This is a genomic window from Bradyrhizobium sp. 1200_D9_N1_1, from assembly GCF_052075915.1.
Taxonomy (GTDB): Bacteria; Pseudomonadota; Alphaproteobacteria; order Rhizobiales; family Xanthobacteraceae; genus Bradyrhizobium; species Bradyrhizobium diazoefficiens.
In genome coordinates, this window is record NZ_CP197226.1 from 3799226 (window position 1) to 3817590 (window position 18365).

Genomic DNA, 18365 nt, shown 5'->3' on the forward strand with positions numbered 1-18365 from the left:
TCGGCGAGGGAACGAATACGAGACGACGGCCGTTCGCGACGACAGCTTCGGACAAGCTACGAACGATCCCATTATCGCGCTGCTGATCCAAGCCCTGCAATTGCTGCCTCGTCCAGGACTGGCTAATCTGCCGTCCGGTTGCACCCATCCGGCGGGCGCGGCTCAGATCAGGGAGGCAGACAATGGCCAAGCAAAAGGCATCAAGACCCGCAACGAAGGCCGCGGCGAAAAAGCGGAGCGGCACCAAGGCCGCGGCGCGATCCTCGGCACGCAAGGCGGTCAAGGCGAAGGCGCGCACAGCCTCTCCGAAGAAGCCCGTACGTCCGAAGCAGCGCATCGCGATCAGTCATCACCGCGAGGAAGACTTCAAGGCCGATGGCCTGCGCGCCTACGCGAAGTACCGCGACCTCGGTATCGCCGAAGCAAGCCACGGCCTCGCGCAAGCGCACGTGATCCGGCTGCAGGGCCCCTGCAATCCCGCAGAAGTCTCGAAGCTTCACTTCCACGACGTCGAATTCCAGATGGTCTACGTGCTCAAGGGCTGGGTGAAGACCTACATGGAAGGCGAGGGCGAGACGCTGATGAAGGAGGGCAGCGCCTGGACCCAGCCGCCGAAGATCAAGCACATGATCCTGGATTACTCGGACGACGTGGAACTGCTGGAGGTGATTTTGCCGGCGGAGTTCAAGACGGTGGAGCTGAAGGCGTAGGGCGCTCCGTCGGAGACGCTGCACCCTTCTCTCGTCATTCCGGGGCGCGCCTCTTGGCGCGAACCCGGAATCCATCGTACCTCATCACGCGTGGCGAAATGGATTCCGGGCTCGCGACTTCGTCGCGCCCCGGAATGACGGTGGAGAGACTTACGCCAACACCCCCACCACCGCTCCCATCAAGCACGTCGTCAGCGTCCCCGACACGATCGACTTCAGCCCGAGCGCGTTGATCTCCTCGCGGCGCTCCGGCGCCATCACCCCTAGGCCGCCGATCATGATGCCGAGGCTGGCGAAGTTGGCGAAGCCGCACATCGCGTAGAGCATGATCAGGCGCGAGCGTGCGTCCAGCGCCTCCGGCGCGAGCTTCGACAGGTCGACATAGGCGATCAGTTCGTTGAGCACGGTTTTGGTGCCCATCAGGCTGCCGGCCGTCACCGCCTGATCCCAGGGCAATCCCATCAGCCAGCACACCGGCGCCATCACAAGGCCCAGCAGGCGCTGCAACGAGATCGCCGCGCCGCCGATGTGCGGCAGCAGGCCGAGGATGGCGTTGACGAGGTAGACCAGCGCCACCAGCACCAGCAGCATCGCAATGATGTTGATCAGCAGCTCAATCCCCGCGCCGGTGCCCTTCACGATCGCATCCATCGTGCCGGAGACCGCCATCTCGGGATCCTCCAGCGCGCCGCCGGTGCGCTTGTCCGACGTCTCCGGCACCATGATCAGGCTCACAAGGATCGCGGCCGGCGCGCCCAGCACCGAGGCGATGACGAAATGCGCGGCGGCGTCGGGGATGAGGGGAGCAAGGAGCGTGGCGTAGAGCACCAGCACCGTGCCGGCGATGCCGGCCATGCCGCCGGTCATCACCAGGAACAATTCGCTGCGTGTCATCTGTGCCAGATACGGCCGCACGAACAGCGGCGCCTCGACCATGCCGAGGAAGATGTTGGCCGCGGTCGACAAGCCCACCGCGCCGCCGACGCCGAGCGTGCGTTCGAGCAGCCAGGCCATGCCGCGCACGATCGGCGGCAGAACCCGCCAATAGAACAGCAGCGTCGTCAGCACGCTCATCACCAGCACGATCGGCAGCGCCTGGAACGCCAGGATGAAATCGGCGCCCGGTACCTTCAGGTCGAAGGGCAGGGGACCGCCGCCGACATAGCCGAACACGAAGGAGGAGCCGGCGCGCGAGGCCGCCGAGATCGCGCCGACCGCGTCGTTGATGGCGCCGAAGGCATGGGCGACGGCCGGCAGCTTCAGGAGCACGGCCGCGGTGACGAAGGTCATGACAAGGCCGATCGCCGCCTGGCGCAGCGAGACCGCGCGGCGATTCTCTGCCAACGCCCACGCGATCAGCAGCAATGCGAAAATGCCGAGTGCCGATTGCAGCCGCAGCATGATGTCCCCAAACCCTCTGTGATTATGGCCGCGCGTGCGTTGCAAACGCAATGCCGGGACATGCGGGAAACGCCCGGCTGTTGACAAGCCGGCCCGCCTCAGTCACGCGGGGGCATGTCGACGTCAAGGGGGCGAGCGGTCCGAGGGTGACCCAAAAGGCGATGCCAGAGCAGCCAATATCCGAAAATCCGCCGGTCAGCGCCGGCGTGCTCCTCTCCCACCGCGCCTTCCTGTTCTTCCTGCTCTCGCGCAGCCTGTCGCGCTTTTCCAGCCAGATCGCGGCGGTCGCGATCGGCTGGCAGATCTACGACCTCACCGGCTCGGCCTTCGACCTCGGCATGGTCGGCCTCGTGCAGTTCCTGCCCACCGCGCTGCTCGTGTTCGTCGCCGGCCACGCCGCCGACCGCTTCGAGCGCAAGCGCGTGGTCCAGCTCTGCCAGCTCGTGGAGGCCGCGACCGCGCTCTATCTCGCAATCATCACCTATCTCGGCGCAGTCAGCGAAGTGCAGATCTTCATCGCGACCTTCGTGCTCGGCATTGCCGGCGCCTTCGAAAGCCCGACCACCGCGGCGCTGCTGCCGCTGATCGCGCCGCAGGGCTCGCTCCAGCGGGCAACGGCCGTCGCGAGCGGTGCGGGGCAGGTCGCGACCATCACGGGTCCCGCGCTCGGCGGTTTTGCCTACGCGGTCGCGCCGCATCTTGCCTATGCCGTGATGCTGCTGTTCTGGATTCTCGGGATGATCCTGACCGGTTTCATCCGGCCGCGCCCGCAGGCGGTCGCCAAGGAGGGCACGGACGCCGACAACATCTTCGCCGGTGTTCGCTTCATCCGGAGCAATCCGGCGATCCTCGGCACCATCTCGCTCGACCTGTTCGCGGTGCTGTTCGGCGGCGTCACCGCGCTGTTGCCGATCTATGCCCGCGACATCCTCCAGACCGGCCCGGTCGGGCTCGGCGTGTTGCGCGCCGCGCCGGCAGTCGGCGCACTGCTGATGACCATGATGCTGGCGCGCCACGCCATCTCGCGGCATGTGGGCCTGCGCATGTTCCAGGCCGTGATCGTGTTCGGCATCGCGACCATCGTGTTCGCGCTGTCGTCATGGATGTGGCTGTCGGTGCTGTCGCTCGCGATCCTCGGCGCCGCCGACACGATCAGCGTCGTGATCCGCTTCTCGCTGGTGCAGCTCTCAACGCCCGACGAGATGCGCGGCCGCGTCGGCGCGGTGAATTTCCTCTTCATCAACGCCTCCAACCAGCTCGGCCAGTTCGAGAGCGGAGTGGCAGCCGCGCTGCTCGGCGCCATGCCGGCGGCAGTGTTCGGCGGCGTCTGCACCATTGCGGTGGCGCTGCTCTGGATGAAGCTGTTTCCGACCCTGCGGCGGGTGGAGAGCCTGGAGTAGACTCCGCTCTCTCCACGTCATTGCGAGGAGCCCTTGCGACGAAGCAATCCAGAATCTCACCGCGGAGGCAGTCTGGATTGCTTCGCTGCGCTCGCAATGACGATTGTGGAGGCAGCGCGGGGCTTTAGTTCACGTCACCCCCACGGCTGACCGCCTGCTGGCGCCCCTTGACGCCTACTGTGCATGGGGTTGTTTTTCACTTTTTGAGTCAGGCAGGAGCGAGGCCCGTTTCAGCGGCGCCACACGAACGGCGTATTCCGGACGGCATGGTAGTCCGAGGGATCGGTCTCCACGTAGGATAGAGGGGGAGATGGGCAGGCGATCAAGGCTGCTAGTTCTGGCGTGGCTCGTTCTGGCCGGCGGCGCTTTCGCTGCTCATGCAATGACCAGAAGCATCGTCGAAATGACCTGTCCCTACGACGGCGTCAAATTCACCTACAGCGCGCAGAACTCCGGCACGTCCTTTGGCAAGCAGCTCGATTGGATGCCGGTCGGTGCGATTGAAAGCCCCTGGCCGCTCGCGAGTTGCCCGACCAACGGATTTGTCTTCGTCAAGGCGAAGTACGAGGACGACGAGCTGGAGCGGCTTCGGCCTTTGATTCTGTCACCGGAGTTTCAGGGCATCCGGAGTGAGACGCCTTATTACCGCGCATCCTGGATCATGGAGCACACCGGCGCATCTCACGAGGAAGTATCCAGTCTGCTGCTGCAGGCGACGTGGGAGGCGGGACGAACCGAGCTTGGCGAACGGAGCCGGGTGAACAGACCTGGCCTGTCCGCCAAGGATGCTCAGGATCTCGTCCGGCGCCTGATGGCGGAAGGCACGACCGGCGAACGCTACACTCGCTATGCGACTCAACTGCTGGCGCGGCTGGCAGTGGACGTTGCCGACACAACCAGGAGCGCAGAAGCGCGCCTCGACGATCGGCTTCTGACCGGCGAGATGCTGCGGCGTCTCGGCCGGTTCGACGAGGCCGATAGCCACTTCGCTGCCCTGGCCAGCGAACTTGCGCCCGACAGCAAAGAAGCGACCTTGGCCGCATTTCAACGACGGTTGATCGCGGCCAAGGATCGCGGGCTTCATTTGGTGTCAGAAGCCCTGGGCAAGAACCAGTAACGGTCTTAGCCCCGTCCGACGAACGGCATCTTGGTCGCCATGACCGTCATGGTCAGCACGTTGGCGTCCAGCGGCAGGCCGGCCATGTAGGCGACGGCATCGCCGACCGCTTTGGCGTCCATGCGCGGCTCGTGCTTGGTGGTGCCGTCGGGCTGGAGCACGCCGGGGCCGTTGACCATGCGATCGGTCATCGGGGTTGCCGCATTGCCGATGTCGACCTGGCCGACCGCGATGTCGTACATGCGCCCGTCGAGATTGCTCGCCTTGGTGAGGCCCGTGATGGCGTGCTTGGTCGAGGTGTAGGCCGCCGAGAACGGCCGCGGCGCATGCGCCGAGATCGAGCCGTTGTTGATGATGCGGCCGCCGCGCGGGGTCTGGTCCTTCATGATGCGGAAGGCGTGCTGGGTGCACAGGAACGGGCCGGTGAGGTTGGTGTTCACCACCGCCTGCCACTGCTCGAGGCTGAGATCCTCGAAGTTCACCGCCGGCGCGCCCATGCCGGCATTGTTGAACAGCACGTCGAGGCGGCCATAGGTCGCCTTCACCTTGTCAAACAGCGCGGCGATCTGGTCCGGCTTGGTCATGTCGGCGGTGACGCAGAGGCTTTTTCCCGCGGGACCGAGCTTCGCCGTTTCCTCGAGCATCTCCATGCGGCGCCCCACGAGCACCACGGTGAAGCCGGTGTTCATCAGCGCCAGCGCGGCCGCGCGGCCGACACCGGTGCCGGCGCCCGTCACCACTGCGATCTTTTTTGCTTCACTCATCGTTTCCTGCCTTTTCTCTAAGCTGTCAGGTTTTGGGTTCTTTTTCGTTCTTGTAGGGCGGGCGCGGAATGTTCTGGTGCGCGGCGCGCAAGGCTGCCGACCAGCGCGAGCGCAGATCGTGGAAATAGGGCTCGCCCGCCTCGATGCGGTGGTTGAGATCGGCATCGCAGGCGTCGGCGCGCACCACCAGCACGTCGATCGGCAGGCCGACGCCGAGGTTGGAGCGCATGGTCGAGTCCATCGAGATCAGGCCGGTCTTCAGCGCCTCGTAGAGCTCGACGTCGTAATGCATGGCACGGTCGAGCACCGGCTTGCCGTATTTGTGCTCGCCGATCTGCAAGTAGGGCGTGTCGGTGGTGCACTCGATGAAGTTGCCGGCGGTGTAGACCATGAACAGGCGCATGCGCGCGCCCTTGATCTGGCCGCCGAACAGGAAGGAGACGTCGAACGAGACGTCCTCGGATTTCAGCGCGGGCCCTTCGGTCGCATGCACCGCCCGGATCGCCCGGCCGATGCGCTGGGCGGCCTGGAACATGGTCGGCGCGTTCATCAGCGTCTCGATCTCGCCCGTATTGGGGTCCTCGAGGCCTTCGGTCAGCGTGGACAGCACCGACTGGCTGATGGCGAGGTTGCCGGCGCTGGCGATCGCCATGATGCGGTCGCCGGGCTTGGAGAAGATGTGCAGCTTGCGGAAGGTCGAGACGTTGTCGAGACCGGCATTGGTGCGGGTATCGGCGATCATCACCAAACCGTCCCGAACCAGGATTCCGCAACAATAGGTCATTTCCAGTCCCCGAACGCGTTTGCGCGGAATTACTAGCCAATTTCGGGGGCCGCTCCAACCCCAATTCCCGGGATGAGGTCGTCATTCCCGGGCGCGACGGCTGACCTCAGTCGGCGGCGCCGACGAGAAACGCCTCGTCGACGGGAACGCCGAGCGCCGTGACCAGCCGGTTCGTCTCCGCAGCCATGCCGACGATGGCGAGCAGCTCGCCATATTCGGCCTCGGTCATGCCTTTGGCTCGTGCGCCGGCGGTGTGCGAATGGATGCAATAGCTGCAGCCATGCGCCACCGAAACCGCGACATAGAGCATTTCCTTGACCTTGGGATCGAGCGCCCCCGGCGCCATCACCTCCTTGATGCTCTCCCAGGTCCGCCGCAGCGTCTTCGGATCATGCGCCAGCGCGCGCCAAAAATTGTTGACGAAATCCGACTGCCGCACCTTGCGGATGTCGTCGAAAACGGCGCGCGCCTCGCTCGACAGTTCATCGTCCGAAAGCAGTTTCACAGTCGCCATGGGGGGCCTCGCAGGGTCTGATCTGACCCTGCGAGTGTAGCACGCCCCACGTGGTCAGCCGGCATGTTCAGTTGAGCGGCGCAAGGCCAGCTTGCCGACATCGACATATTGCCGCTGCTGCGCGTGGGCGTGCTGTGCTGCGACGTGAAGGTCACGCAGGCGCCGCTGCAGCGGCGAGCTGTCGTAGACCGCACTGCTTCCGGCCAGGCTAAAGCAGGCGTCGGCGATGCCGACGCAGGTCGTGGCGAGCCAGGCCGCCGATCGGGCCCCTTCGACGACAAGGTCTTCGTCATTCAACGTTCCGGCCAGCGCGTGACGCCAGTGACTGGCGGCCTGGACCTCGTGAATCGCCTGCGCGGCCCCGAGCTCGGCGGAGATCCGGCCGAGTTCGTACTGGAATATCTCGGACTCCCGCATCGGGACAGCCGCATACAATTGCTGCCTCCCGGTATTGGCCAGCGCGAGCAGTTCATCGACGGTGCTCTCGGCCATGCCTACCACAAATGCGCCGTGCACCAACGGCAGCAATTGCCGCAATGCTCGATAGAGCGGACCCGATTGGCGCGGGGCAGCATCGAGATCGAAGAAATTGGCCTCGGGAACCAGCGTCTCCCGCAGCGTGACGTGATGGCTGCCGGTGCCCTCGAGCCCCGCCACGTGCCAGGTGTCCTCGATCTCCCAGTCGCGAGCCGGCAGCATAACGGCGCGAAGCAGTGGCTTGCCCTGCGGGCCGGGGACCGGTTTGCCATTTTCGGTGACAAAGCAGATTCCACCGATCCAGTCCGCATGCATGCAACCGCTGGCGAACGGCCAGCGGCCCTTGACGCGGTAGCCGTCGGCCACGCGCTCTGCCGTTCCACCCGGCTGGGATGAGCCGCAGATCGCCGTATCAGGTCCGTCCTGGTAGACGCGCTTGTACAATTCCGGGGGCGACGCGGCGACGAAGAGGCTGCTGACCCCGGCGACAGCCGCGATCCAGCCGATCGAGCCGTCGAGACGGGCCAATGTCTTGATGACCTCCAGTCCCGCCGGAAACTCCAGCTCCAGCCCGCCATGGCTGTGCGGCACGAACATCCGAAAGAGACCGATCGACCTCAGCCGCTCCACCAGGTCGGGCGGGATGCGGCGTGCAGCTTCTATCTCGGCGGCACGTGCCTTGATCTCGGGAGCGAGCTCCCGGATGCCCACCAGCATGTCTTGGTGGGGATCGCGCAGGGGCGCCGAATGGCTTTTGTTTTTTTCGTGAAGCTGCATCTGTTCAACCTCTGTTGCGGAAACGGATCGCGACAGACGTTGAATAGATGGTGCTACGGGGCGGTTTCAGCGCGGCGGTCGTGGATTACAGCTGTAACGTAGCGGCTTGATTACGCCGCAGATGTCTCGCGACGCGATCTCGCCGGATTTAGCTCTGCCGCTGCGACTGCGATTGCCCGCCGCGGCCGGCCTGCTCGACCTTGACCGCCACCGACAGCGTCTCCGCGCCTCCGCCATAGCGGGTGCCGCGCACGGGGGCTGCGCCGAGATAGTCGAGCCCGATCGCGACGCGGACATGGGCGTCGGTGGCGCAGATGCTGTTGGCGGGATCGAAGCCGACCCAGCCGAGATCGGGGACATAGGCCTCCGCCCAGGCATGGCCGGCATCCTGGTGCACCGTGCCGTCCGAGCGCAAAAAGTGGCCGGAGACGAAGCGCGCCGGCACCCCGCCGGTGCGGGCGCAGGCGATGAAGATATGCGCGTAGTCCTGGCAGACCCCGCGCTTGAGCGTGAAGGCTTCCGCCGCCGACGTGCCGCTGTTGGTCGGATCCTCGTCGAACGTCATGTGGTCGCCGATCTCGCTCATCAGCGTGTGCAGGAACCCGAGCGTGTCGCTCTCGGCCTCGCTGCGCAACTGGCGCGCGACTGCGGCCATGGCCGGATTGACGGAGGTGAGGTCGGTGGTGCGCAGGAACATGCCGGCCGGAAAGCGCTCGTCGGCGCCGCGCAGCACGCCGCCGGTGTCGTGGGTTTCGATCAGGCCCTCGGCCGTGATCTTGATATCGCCGACGGGCCCGCAGGACAGCACATGGGTGACGTTGCCGAAGGCGTCCTCATGGGTGTCGAGCTTGGTGTCGGTCGAGACGTCGATCTGCCATTCCGCCACATACTGCCCGTCATGGCTGCACGGCGTCATGCGCAGGATCTGGATCACGCTGGTCGCCGGCGGTTCGTAGCGATAGGTCGTGGTGTGCTGGATTCGCAGGCGCATGGTGGACCGTTGTTCTGGCGTCATTCCGGGGCGGTGCACAGCACCGAACTATGGTGCGCAATTGCGCACCTGAGAATCTCGAGATTCCGGGTCTGGTCCTTCGGACCATCCCGGAATGACGGCGTGTATCAGATCAAATACTGCTTCGTGATGATTTCGCCCAGCCTGGAATTGTCCGCGATGAATTCCTGAATGAATTCATGCACGCCATGCTGGAAAATGTCGTTCATATTGCTGTGTTCCAGCCGGTTGCGGATGCCGCGGGCGTGGCGCTGGGCCGGGCCCTGGCGGCCATAGGCGACGCCGATCTGGTCGAGGTTGCGCACGAGATTGCCGTAGCAGCTGGCCAGCGAACGCGGCAGCGTGTCGTTGAGGATGAGCAAGTCCGCAATCAACCAGGGCTTCAGCGTTTCGCGATAGACCCAGTGATAGGCGGTCAGCGCCGAGACCGAGCGCAGGATCGAGCTCCACTGATAGAAGTCGAGCGGGCCGCCGACATGCTCTTCCTCGGGCAACAGCACGTGGTACTTCACGTCGAGAATGCGCGCGGTGTTGTCGGCGCGTTCCAGATGCACGCCCATCCGCGAGAACCAGTAGGCGTCGTTGCGCAGCATGGTCCGGTAGGCCGAACCGTCGAAGCGCAGCGAAGTCTCCTGTACGAAGCGCAGGAATTTTGCGAGGTCCTCGCGCGTCGAGGTGCCCTTGCTCCAGACCTCCTGCAATTCGATCCAGGCCGAGTTGATGGTGTCCCACATCTCGCTGGTGAGCGCGGTGCGCACCGAGCGCGAGTTCAGCCGCGCCGCCTCGATGCAGTTCCTGATCGAGGACGGATTGTTCGGCGAGAACGAGAGGTATTCGACGACGTTGTGCTCGTTGGCTTCCTCATAGGTCTGATAGAAGCTTGCGGCGACGCCGGCGGTCAGCAGCGCCGAGTCCCATTCGTTGGTCTTGCCGATATAGGCAGCGGGAAGCGCGGTGACGCGCAGCGTCGCATCGATGGTGCGCGCGAGATACTCGGCCCGTTCGACGTAGCGGGCGAGCCAGTAGAGGTTTTCGGCGGTACGCGACAGCATCTGACTACTCGTCCAAAATCCAGGTGTCTTTGGTGCCGCCGCCCTGGCTCGAATTCACCACCAGGGAGCCTTCCTTCAGCGCGACGCGTGTGAGTCCGCCCGGCACGATCGTAGTGCTCTTGCTGCCGGTCAGCACGAACGGCCGCAAGTCGACATGGCGCGGAGCAAGGCCGGTGGCCGTACAAGTCGGGCAGGTCGAGAGCGCCAGCGTCGGCTGCGCGATGAAGCCTTCCGGCTCGCGCTTGAGCTTCTCGCGGAACGCTTCGATGGTCGCTTTCGTCGCGGCGGGGCCGATCAGCATGCCGTAGCCGCCGGAGCCGTGCACTTCCTTGACGACGAGCTCACTCAGGTTGTCCAGCACATAGGCGAGGTCCTTCGGCTCGCGGCAGCGCCAGGTCGGCACGTTCTTCAGGATCGGCTCCTCGCCGAGATAGAACTTCACGATGTCAGGCATGTAGGAGTAGATCGCCTTGTCGTCGGCGATGCCGGTGCCGACCGCATTAGCGAGGGTGATGTTGCCGGCCGCGTAGGCCGACATCAGCCCGGGCACGCCGAGCACGGAATCGGGGCGGAAGGTGAGGGGGTCGATGAAGTCATCGTCGACGCGGCGATAAATCACGTCGACCCGTTTCAGCCCCTCGGTCGTCCGCATGAACACTTCGTTGTTCTTGATGATGAGGTCGCGGCCCTCGACCAGCTCGATGCCAAGCTTGTCGGCAAGGAACGAGTGCTCGTAATAGGCGGAGTTGTAGACGCCCGGCGTGAGCAGGGCGACCGTCGGCTCGCCCGAAGCGCCTTGCGGCGCGACCGAACGCAAGGCCGCGAGCAGTTCGTCCGGATAGCGCTCGACCGGCGCCACCCGGTGGCGGGCGAACAGATCCGGAAACAGCCGCATCATGATCTCGCGGTTTTCCAGCATGTAGGACACGCCCGAGGGCGTGCGCGCATTGTCCTCCAGCACGATGAAGTCCTCGGCGTCGACCCGGACGATGTCGATGCCGGCGATGTGCACGTAGACGTCGTGCGGCACCTGCTGGCCGTTCATCTCGGGGCGGAAGACCGGGTTCTGGAAGATCAGATCGTCGGGCACGACCTCGGCGCGGAGGATGTCGCGGCCGTGATAGATGTCGCGCAGGAACATGTTGAGCGCGCGGACGCGCTGCTTCAGGCCCTTCTCCAGCAGCGCCCATTCCTTGCCCGACATGATCCGCGGGATCACGTCGAAGGGGATGAGGCGCTCGGTCGACTCGGATTCGCCGTAGACGGCGAAGGTGATGCCGATCCGGCGGAACAGGAGCTCAGCTTCCTGGCGGCGATATTCGAGCGCCTCGGGAGGCGTCTCCTTGAGCCAGCGAGCCAGCTCCTGATAGGCGGGGCGAAGGTCCCCGCCGGGAATGTTCATTTCATCAAACGCGACTGCCATAGATCCCGACTTGTCCCCGCAAGGCGTTGCGCCATTGGACAGGTCGTCAGGCCTTGGTGAAGACCGCAACGTCCTGGCCATGCGGCAAGAGTGCATGACTTTCAGGTGGTAGCAAGGGGCGGGCCAGCGCGATAAGCATGGACTGGCAGCATTTACCGGGGATGGCCGGCGGCTTGCCTGAAAAAATGGCTGAGGACTGCTTATTTCGGCAGCAAAACCGCGTGACTTCAACGCGTTACCTCGGCAAAGTCGGCGCTACAGGTGAGGGACTTAAGGCATGAGCGAGATCGTCACGGCGGGCATTCTGGTCATTGGGGACGAAATCCTGTCCGGCCGGACCAAGGACAAGAATATCGGCTTCATTGCCGAATACCTGACCAATATCGGCATCGACCTGAAGGAAGTCCGGGTCGTCTCCGACGACGAGGACGACATCATCGCCGCATTGAATGCACTGCGGCATCGCTACACCTATGTCTTCACCACCGGCGGGATCGGGCCGACCCATGACGACATCACCGCCGACAGCGTCGCCAAGGCGTTCGGCGTCGGCATCGACCATCACCCGGAGGTGGTCGCTCGTTTCCGTGAGCGCTGGAGCGAGCAGGATCTCAACGAGGCCCGCCTGCGCATGGCCCGCATCCCCGACGGCGCCGAGCTGATCCAGAGCGCGACCATCCTCGCGCCCGGCTTCAAGATCGGCAATGTCATCGTGATGGCGGGCGTCCCCTCGATCATGCAGGCGATGATGGACATCGTCTCGCCCAAGCTGAAATCGGGCGTGCGCATGCTCTCCGAATCGGTCCGCGCCAATGCGCGGGAAGGTGACATCGGCAGCCCGCTGCGGGCGATCGCCGCCGCTCATCCCGACACCATCATCGGCAGCTATCCCTTCATGGACGAGGACTCGAAGCCGAACACCAATCTGGTGGTGCGTTCGCGGGATGCGGATAAGCTCGCCGCAGCCATGGCCGCGGTGAAGGAAATGCTGGCAGGATTGAACATCACCCGGTAGCAGAAAGGCCGCCGGACGACGATTTGCAGGAGAGGATGATGGGCGGTGAAGCACCGGAACTGAGCGCGCAGGAGCGGGCAGGCAAGGCCTTTCCGGTCTCGTGGGACCAGTTCCACCGGGATTGCCGCGCGCTGACCTGGCGGCTCAATGAGGTCGGTCCGTTCCACGCGGTGATCGCGATTACCCGCGGCGGCCTGGTGCCGGCCGCGATCGTGGCCCGCGAGCTCGGCGTGCGCGTGATCGACACGGTCTGCATCGCCAGCTACGACCACAACAAGCAGGGCGAGCTTCAGGTCCTCAAGGGCATCTCGGAAGCTGCGATGAAACTCGGCGGCGGCACCGGCAAGGGGCTCCTGATCGTCGACGACCTCGTCGACACCGGCAAGACCGGCAAGCTGGTGCGCGAGATGCTGCCCGATGCGCATTTCGCCACGGTCTACGCCAAGCCGAAGGGGCGCCCGCTGGTCGACACCTACATCACGGAGGTGTCGCAGGACACCTGGATCTTCTTCCCCTGGGACACCGCGCTGTCCTATCACCCGCCGCTCCGCGACGGAGCGGCGTGAGGGACGGAGACATTCCGGGGCGATGCAAGGCATCGAACTATGGTGCGCAATTGCGCACCAGGGAATCTCGAGATTCCGGGTTCGGTCCTGCGGACCGCCCCGGAATGACGTCAGTTTAACGGGCACGCACCCATGCCCCTGCAAAATCGCGTCACGCCGACCGGCGAGATCATCGCCACCCCGCATCGCGGGATGTTCACCGGCAATCGCGGCATCATCCACGATCCCGCGACGAAGACGCTTCTGAAGAAGCGCTGGTCGTCGCCGGCCTGGATTACTTGCCTCTGCGAATTCCGCGGCTGGCGGCGGCCGGTGATGGCGCGCCGGAGCTGGACCGAGCTGTTCTTCCTCGACGAAGCCACCTCGTTTGCCGCGGGCCATCGGCCGTGTTTCTTCTGTCGCCGCGACGATGCCAGGCGCTTTCGCAGAGCGTGGGAAGCGGGGAATGCTGCAAGCGACGTCAGCGCGAAGGCGATCGACGCCGCGCTGCATCGCGAGCGCCTTGATCGCGGCAGGAAGCAGCTGCACGCGCTGCCGATGTCGCTGGCAGAATTGCCCGACGGCGCGATGGTGCAGCAGGGCGAGGAGAGTTTTCTGGTGGCGCGGGGCAGGGCGCTGTTGTGGTCGCCGGCAGGCTATGCGGCAGTTAGCCGCGAGCTCGCCGATGCAAAGCTGCTGACGCCGCCTTCTACGCTGCGCGCAATCGTCGCCGGCTATCGGCCTGCGTTGCATCCGACGGCGCGCAGCTAGCGCAGCGGCTTACGTCATCATCCCAGCTTCTCGCGCGCCATTGCGGCACCTGCGCCGAGCGCCATCAGCTTGGCTTCGGCGATCTCGCGCCGCATCGGCGCCATGCCGCAATTGGTGGTGGCGATGATGTTGCTCTTGGGCACGAATTTCGACACCGCGTCGATCACCTTCACGACGTCCTCGGCGGTCTCCACCGTGTCGCTGGCGACGTCGATCACGCCGGCCTGCACGATCTTGGTCTTGAGCAGCGCCAGCAGGTCGAGCGGCACCTTGGAATTGCGGCACTCGATCGCGACCTGCTGGATCGGGCTCGCGTCGATCGCGGGGAAGATCTGCTCGTACTGCCGCCACTGTGCGCCGAGCGTCTCCTTCCAGTCGGTGTTGGCCTTGATGCCGTAGCCGTAGCAGATGTGCACGGCGGTGGCGCAGGTCAGCCCCTGCGCGGCGCGCTCCAGCGCCTTGATGCCCCAGTCGTTGACCTCGTCCATGTAGACGTTGAAGGCAGGCTCGTCGAACTGTACGAGATCGACGCCGTCGGCCTGGAGTGCCTTGGCTTCCTCGTTGAGCAGCTCGGCGAACGCAAAGGCCATCTTGACGCGGTCGCCATAGTAGCGATCGGCAATCGTATCGATGATGGTCATCGGGCCGGGCAGGGTGAATTTCAGCTTCTTCTTCGTGTGCGTGCGCGCCACGCGCGCCTCAAAGGCATGGACGCGGCCCTTGAGCCGGAGCGGCGCGACCACCTGCGGCACCATCGCCTTGTAGCGGTCCTTGCGGATGCCCATCTCGACCTTGTGGGCGAAATCGATGCCGTCGATCTTCTCCAGGAAACCGTGCACGAAATGCTGGCGGGCCTGCTCGCCCTCGGTGACGATGTCGATGCCGGCGTCCTCCTGGATCTTCAGCCAGATCAGTGTCGCGTCCCGCTTGGCGCGGAGCAGCTCATCGCCTTGCGACTTCCAGGGCGCCCAGAGCATGTTGGGCTCGGCGAGCCATTCGGGCTTCGGCAAGGAGCCGGCGATCGTGGTTGGAAACAGCATGGCGGCTCTCCCGGCAGGTTATGTTGCGCCTCTTCCTGCCATGTCTTAACGTCGAGGTACAGAACGACAAAAGTCGCTCTCTATTCCAGCGGCGACGACAGGGAAGGCGATGATCGATCTCTATTATGCGCCGACGCCGAACGGCTGGAAAATCTCGATCATGCTGGAGGAACTCGGGCTCCCCTATCGCGTGAAGCCCGTCAACATCCGCGCGGGCGAGCAGTTCAACCCCGAGTTTCTCGCGATCAGTCCGAACAACCGTATTCCCGCGATCGTCGATCACGAACCCGCCGATGGCGGCGCACCTTTCTCGGCCTTCGAGACCGGCGCGATCCTGATCTATCTGGCAGAGAAGACCGGCCGTTTCCTGGCCGGAGATTTGCGCGGCCGCTCCACCACCATCCAGTGGGTGATGTGGCAGATGGCGGGGCTCGGGCCCATGCTCGGCCAGCACGGCCACTTCGCGCTCTATGCGGCCGAGAAGATCCCTTACGCGATCGAGCGCTACCGCGACGAGGCGGCGCGGCTCTACGGCGTGCTCGACCGGCAGTTGGCCAAGACCGGCGCCTATGTCGCCGGCGACTATTCCATCGCCGACATCGCCTGCTTCCCCTGGACCATGACCCACAAGGCGCAGGGCTTTACGTTAGAGGACTATCCGAACGTGAAGCGATGGTACGCCGAGGTCCGCGCCAGGCCGCCGGTGCAGGCGGGGCTCGCGATCGGCAAGTTCGTGAAAGAGCCGTTCGACGAGGAATCACGCAAGATCATGTTCGGCCAGCGTGCGAAGGAAGTGTTGGGAAAGAAGTAGGCTGCACCCGTCATCCGGGGTGGCGCGAAGCGCCGAGCTAAGGTGCGCAATTGCGCACCTGAGAATCCATCGGGTCGCAATAAAACCGGTGGAATGGATTCCGGGTTCGCGCCCAAGAGGGCGCGCCCCGGAATGACAAGAGCAAAGGAAACGCCATGATCGAATTCTTCTTCGACTGTTCCAGCCCCTGGACCTATCTCGCCTTTCACAACATCCAGCCGCTGGCCAAGGAGCTCGGCGTGGAGATCGCCTGGCGGCCGATCCTGGTCGGCGGCATCTTCAACACGGTCAACCCGAGCGTCTACGCGCAGCGGGAAAAGCCGGTGCCGCTGAAGGCGCGCTACATGAAGAAGGATCTCCAGGATTGGGCGCGCTCGGCCGGCCTGTCGATCAAGATGCCGCCGACGGTGTTTCCGGTGAACAGCGTCAAGGCGATGCGCGGCTGCATCTGGCTGGGTCGGGATATGGTACCGTTCGCGACCGCCGTGTTCGAGACCTATTGGAGCGGCGACAAGGACATCTCGCAGGACACGGTGCTCGCCGAGATCTGCAGGACGGTTGGCATCGATGAGCAGAAATTCTTTGCAGGCATTTCGGACCAGGGGATCAAGGACCAGCTCAAGGCCAACACCGAAGAGGTCGTCGCGCGCGGCGGCTTCGGCTCGCCGACCATCTTCGTCGATAAGACCGACATGTATTTCGGCAATGACCGCCTGCCGCTGATCCGCGAGGCGCTCAAGCGCCGCAGGGCGAGCGCGGCCTGATGGTGCGCGCTGTCGTCTGCCGCGAGTTCGGCGCGCCCGAAAGCTTGCTGCTGGAAGAGTTTCCCTCGCGTGCCCTGAAGCCGGGCGAGGTGCGCGTCGCGATCCGCGCCGCCGGGCTGAATTTTCCCGACGTGCTGATGGCGGCCGGGGAATATCAGCTCAAGCCGGAGCTGCCCTTCACGCCCGGCATGGAAGCGGCAGGCGATGTGACCGAGGTCGGCGTGGAGGCGAGGGGCGTTGCCGTCGGCGACAAGGTGATCGTGAAGATGCGCCACGGTGCTTTCACCGATGAAGCGGTCGTCGCGCCGTCGCAGCTCACGCCGATGCCGTCCACCTTCGATTACGCGGAGGCTGCGACCTATCTCGCCGGTCACGGCACCGCCTATCACGCACTGATCGACCGCGGCCGCGTCGAGCCCGGAGAAGTGCTGCTCGTGCATGGCGCCGGTGGCGGCGTCGGCCTTGCCGCCGTCGAGATCGGCAAGATGCTGGGCGCGACCGTGATCGCGACCGCCTCCAGCGACGAGAAGCTTGCGATTGCCAAGGCACGCGGCGCCGATCATCTCGTGCGTTACGACCGCGAGCCGTTTCGCGATGCCGTCAAGCGCATCACCGACGGCCGCGGCGCCGACGTGGTGTTCGATCCGGTCGGCGGCGAGGTGTTCGAGAATTCGATGCGCTGCATCGCCTGGGGCGCGCGGCTGCTGGTGATCGGCTTCACCGGCGGCATCGGCTCGGCCAAGACCAATCTCTTGCTGATCAAGGGCGCCAGTGTGCTCGGCGTGCGCGCCGGCGAGGCCGTGCGGAAAAATCCCACGCTCGGCGAGGTGCGCCTGAAGGCGCTGCTTCAGTGGGCGGAGGAAGGCAAGCTGCGCCCCAACGTCTCGCACCGCCTGCCGCTTGGGGATTACGCGAAGGCGATGCGGTTGCTGATCGACCGCAAGGCGATCGGTCGCGTGGCGCTGGTGATGGAGTGACGGTGCCGTAGGGTGGGCAAAGGCGCCTCTTGCGCCGTGCCCACCACCTTTTCGCTGATCGAAGCCGGAACGGTGGGCACGCTTCGCTTTGCCCACCCTACGAGCTTCGCGTCACTTATACTCCCGCTCCGTCCACCACGGGAAATAATCCGGCATGTCGCTCGACACCTTGTTCTTGAACTGCGCCGGGCGCTTCTCCAGGAACGACACCACACCCTCCTTGACGTCGTCCGAGCGGCCGCGGGCGTAGATGCCACGGCTGTCGACCTTGTGGGCTTCCATCGGATCGTCCGCACCCATCATGCGCCACATCATCTGCCGGATCAGCGCCACCGATACCGGCGCGGTTTTCGCCGCGAATTCCTTGGCGAGCGCGCGGGCGGTCGGCAAGAGATCATCCGGCGGCACCACCTTGCTGACGAGACGCCCAGCAAGCGCTTCCTGCGCCGGGAAGACGCGGCCCGAATAGCACCATTCCAGCGCCTGCGAGATGCCGACGATGCGCGGCAGGAACCAGCTCGAGGCGGCCTCGGGCACGATGCCGCGCTGGGAGAACACGAAGCCGAAGCGGGCGGCGTCGGAGGCAATGCGGATGTCCATCGCGAGCTGCATGGTGACGCCGATGCCGACGGCAGGGCCGTTCACCGCGGCAATCACGGGCTTGAGGCATTTGAAAATACGCAAGGTCACCTGGCCGCCGCCGTCGCGCACCTGCGGATCGCTGTAATCGACCTTGCCGTCGGCGAGGCGCTTGACGGGACCGCGCCGCGCGTCGCGATCAAACGTGTCGGCGCCGGAAGAGAGGTCCGCGCCTGCGCAAAAACCACGGCCGGAGCCGGTGACGATGATGGCGCGGACGTTGTCGTCCTTGTCCGCGGCATCGAACGCGTCGATCAGCTCTGCTTGCATCTGCGCGTTGAAGGCGTTGAGCTTGTCGGGCCGGTTCAGCGTGATGGTGAGGATCTGCTCGGCGACCTCGTATTTGATCGTCTCATAAGCCATGGGTTATTT

Annotated in this window: 19 protein-coding genes; 9 read left to right on the forward strand and 10 right to left on the reverse strand. The window is 64.8% G+C overall.

Features of this window, described 5'->3' with window-relative positions; all coding sequences use genetic code 11:
• Positions 1–182 precede the first annotated feature (182 nt).
• Positions 183–710, forward strand: a complete 528-nt coding sequence (locus AB5K84_RS18155) for a cupin domain-containing protein (RefSeq protein ID WP_060908095.1) — start codon at positions 183–185, stop codon at positions 708–710.
• A gap of 150 nt (positions 711–860) precedes the next feature.
• On the opposite strand, the gene AB5K84_RS18160 is transcribed toward AB5K84_RS18155, so the two are convergent.
• Positions 861–2111, reverse strand: coding sequence for a NupC/NupG family nucleoside CNT transporter (locus tag AB5K84_RS18160; RefSeq protein ID WP_060908094.1), 1251 nt, complete (start codon positions 2109–2111; stop codon positions 861–863).
• A 161-nt stretch (positions 2112–2272) separates the two neighbouring features.
• On the opposite strand from AB5K84_RS18160, the gene AB5K84_RS18165 reads away from it, so the two are divergent.
• Both AB5K84_RS18165 and AB5K84_RS18170 read left to right on the forward strand, forming a co-directional pair.
• Positions 2273–3511, forward strand: coding sequence for an MFS transporter (locus AB5K84_RS18165; protein ID WP_162603619.1), 1239 nt, complete (start codon positions 2273–2275; stop codon positions 3509–3511).
• 382 nt (positions 3512–3893) lie between these two features.
• Positions 3894–4628: a hypothetical protein gene (locus AB5K84_RS18170; protein WP_162603618.1), complete on the forward strand. Its 735-nt coding sequence runs from the start codon at positions 3894–3896 to the stop codon at positions 4626–4628.
• A 5-nt stretch (positions 4629–4633) separates the two neighbouring features.
• Here the strand turns inward: AB5K84_RS18170 and AB5K84_RS18175 are convergent, their stop codons facing one another.
• From AB5K84_RS18175 to AB5K84_RS18205, 7 genes are all read right to left on the reverse strand, one after another.
• Complete coding sequence (locus AB5K84_RS18175) at positions 4634–5392, reverse strand: SDR family oxidoreductase (RefSeq protein ID WP_011088364.1); 759 nt, start codon at positions 5390–5392, stop codon at positions 4634–4636.
• A gap of 25 nt (positions 5393–5417) precedes the next feature.
• Positions 5418–6176, reverse strand: coding sequence for a proteasome-type protease (locus AB5K84_RS18180; RefSeq protein ID WP_011088363.1), 759 nt, complete (start codon positions 6174–6176; stop codon positions 5418–5420).
• Between the two features lie 106 nt (positions 6177–6282).
• Positions 6283–6690 carry a carboxymuconolactone decarboxylase family protein gene (locus AB5K84_RS18185; protein ID WP_028175429.1) on the reverse strand — a complete coding sequence of 136 codons (408 nt, stop codon included), beginning with the start codon at positions 6688–6690 and terminating at the stop codon, positions 6283–6285.
• Positions 6691–6744: 54 nt separating this feature from the next.
• Entirely contained in the window at positions 6745–7944 is a 1200-nt protein-coding gene (locus AB5K84_RS18190) for a flavin-dependent monooxygenase (RefSeq protein WP_110116488.1), read from the reverse strand.
• A gap of 148 nt (positions 7945–8092) precedes the next feature.
• Entirely contained in the window at positions 8093–8935 is an 843-nt protein-coding gene (locus tag AB5K84_RS18195) for a transglutaminase family protein (protein ID WP_038967763.1), read from the reverse strand.
• A 128-nt stretch (positions 8936–9063) separates the two neighbouring features.
• Positions 9064–10008 (reverse strand): alpha-E domain-containing protein, encoded by a 945-nt coding sequence (locus AB5K84_RS18200; protein WP_011088359.1) that lies wholly within the window; start codon positions 10006–10008, stop codon positions 9064–9066.
• 4 nt (positions 10009–10012) lie between these two features.
• On the reverse strand, positions 10013–11431 hold the full coding sequence (locus AB5K84_RS18205; protein WP_028175426.1) for a circularly permuted type 2 ATP-grasp protein: 1419 nt from the start codon (positions 11429–11431) through the stop codon (positions 10013–10015).
• A 277-nt stretch (positions 11432–11708) separates the two neighbouring features.
• Here AB5K84_RS18205 and AB5K84_RS18210 point away from each other — a divergent pair, with 277 nt between their 5' ends.
• The 3 genes from AB5K84_RS18210 (at position 11709) to AB5K84_RS18220 (ending at position 13762) form a co-directional block, all read left to right on the forward strand.
• Positions 11709–12446, forward strand: a complete 738-nt coding sequence (locus AB5K84_RS18210) for a competence/damage-inducible protein A (RefSeq protein WP_011088357.1) — start codon at positions 11709–11711, stop codon at positions 12444–12446.
• Positions 12447–12484: 38 nt separating this feature from the next.
• Entirely contained in the window at positions 12485–13012 is a 528-nt protein-coding gene (gene gpt / locus AB5K84_RS18215) for a xanthine phosphoribosyltransferase (RefSeq protein WP_028175425.1), read from the forward strand.
• A gap of 132 nt (positions 13013–13144) precedes the next feature.
• Positions 13145–13762: a hypothetical protein gene (locus AB5K84_RS18220; protein ID WP_110116487.1), complete on the forward strand. Its 618-nt coding sequence runs from the start codon at positions 13145–13147 to the stop codon at positions 13760–13762.
• Between the two features lie 17 nt (positions 13763–13779).
• On the opposite strand, the gene AB5K84_RS18225 is transcribed toward AB5K84_RS18220, so the two are convergent.
• Positions 13780–14802, reverse strand: coding sequence for a methionine synthase (locus AB5K84_RS18225; RefSeq protein WP_011088354.1), 1023 nt, complete (start codon positions 14800–14802; stop codon positions 13780–13782).
• 109 nt (positions 14803–14911) lie between these two features.
• Between AB5K84_RS18225 and AB5K84_RS18230 the strand changes: the two genes are divergently transcribed.
• The 3 genes from AB5K84_RS18230 (at position 14912) to AB5K84_RS18240 (ending at position 17354) form a co-directional block, all read left to right on the forward strand.
• Positions 14912–15613, forward strand: a complete 702-nt coding sequence (locus tag AB5K84_RS18230; RefSeq protein WP_060908092.1) for a glutathione S-transferase N-terminal domain-containing protein — start codon at positions 14912–14914, stop codon at positions 15611–15613.
• Positions 15614–15768: 155 nt separating this feature from the next.
• A complete protein-coding gene (locus tag AB5K84_RS18235) occupies positions 15769–16377 on the forward strand; it encodes a 2-hydroxychromene-2-carboxylate isomerase (RefSeq protein ID WP_110116486.1) in 609 nt (202 codons plus the stop codon).
• Complete coding sequence (locus AB5K84_RS18240) at positions 16377–17354, forward strand: NADPH:quinone oxidoreductase family protein (RefSeq protein ID WP_110116485.1); 978 nt, start codon at positions 16377–16379, stop codon at positions 17352–17354. The genes AB5K84_RS18235 and AB5K84_RS18240 overlap by 1 nt, the downstream gene beginning before the upstream one ends.
• 111 nt (positions 17355–17465) lie before the next feature.
• Here AB5K84_RS18240 and AB5K84_RS18245 read toward each other — a convergent pair whose 3' ends face one another.
• Entirely contained in the window at positions 17466–18356 is an 891-nt protein-coding gene (locus tag AB5K84_RS18245) for a crotonase/enoyl-CoA hydratase family protein (RefSeq protein ID WP_011088350.1), read from the reverse strand.
• Positions 18357–18365: the final 9 nt, after the last annotated feature.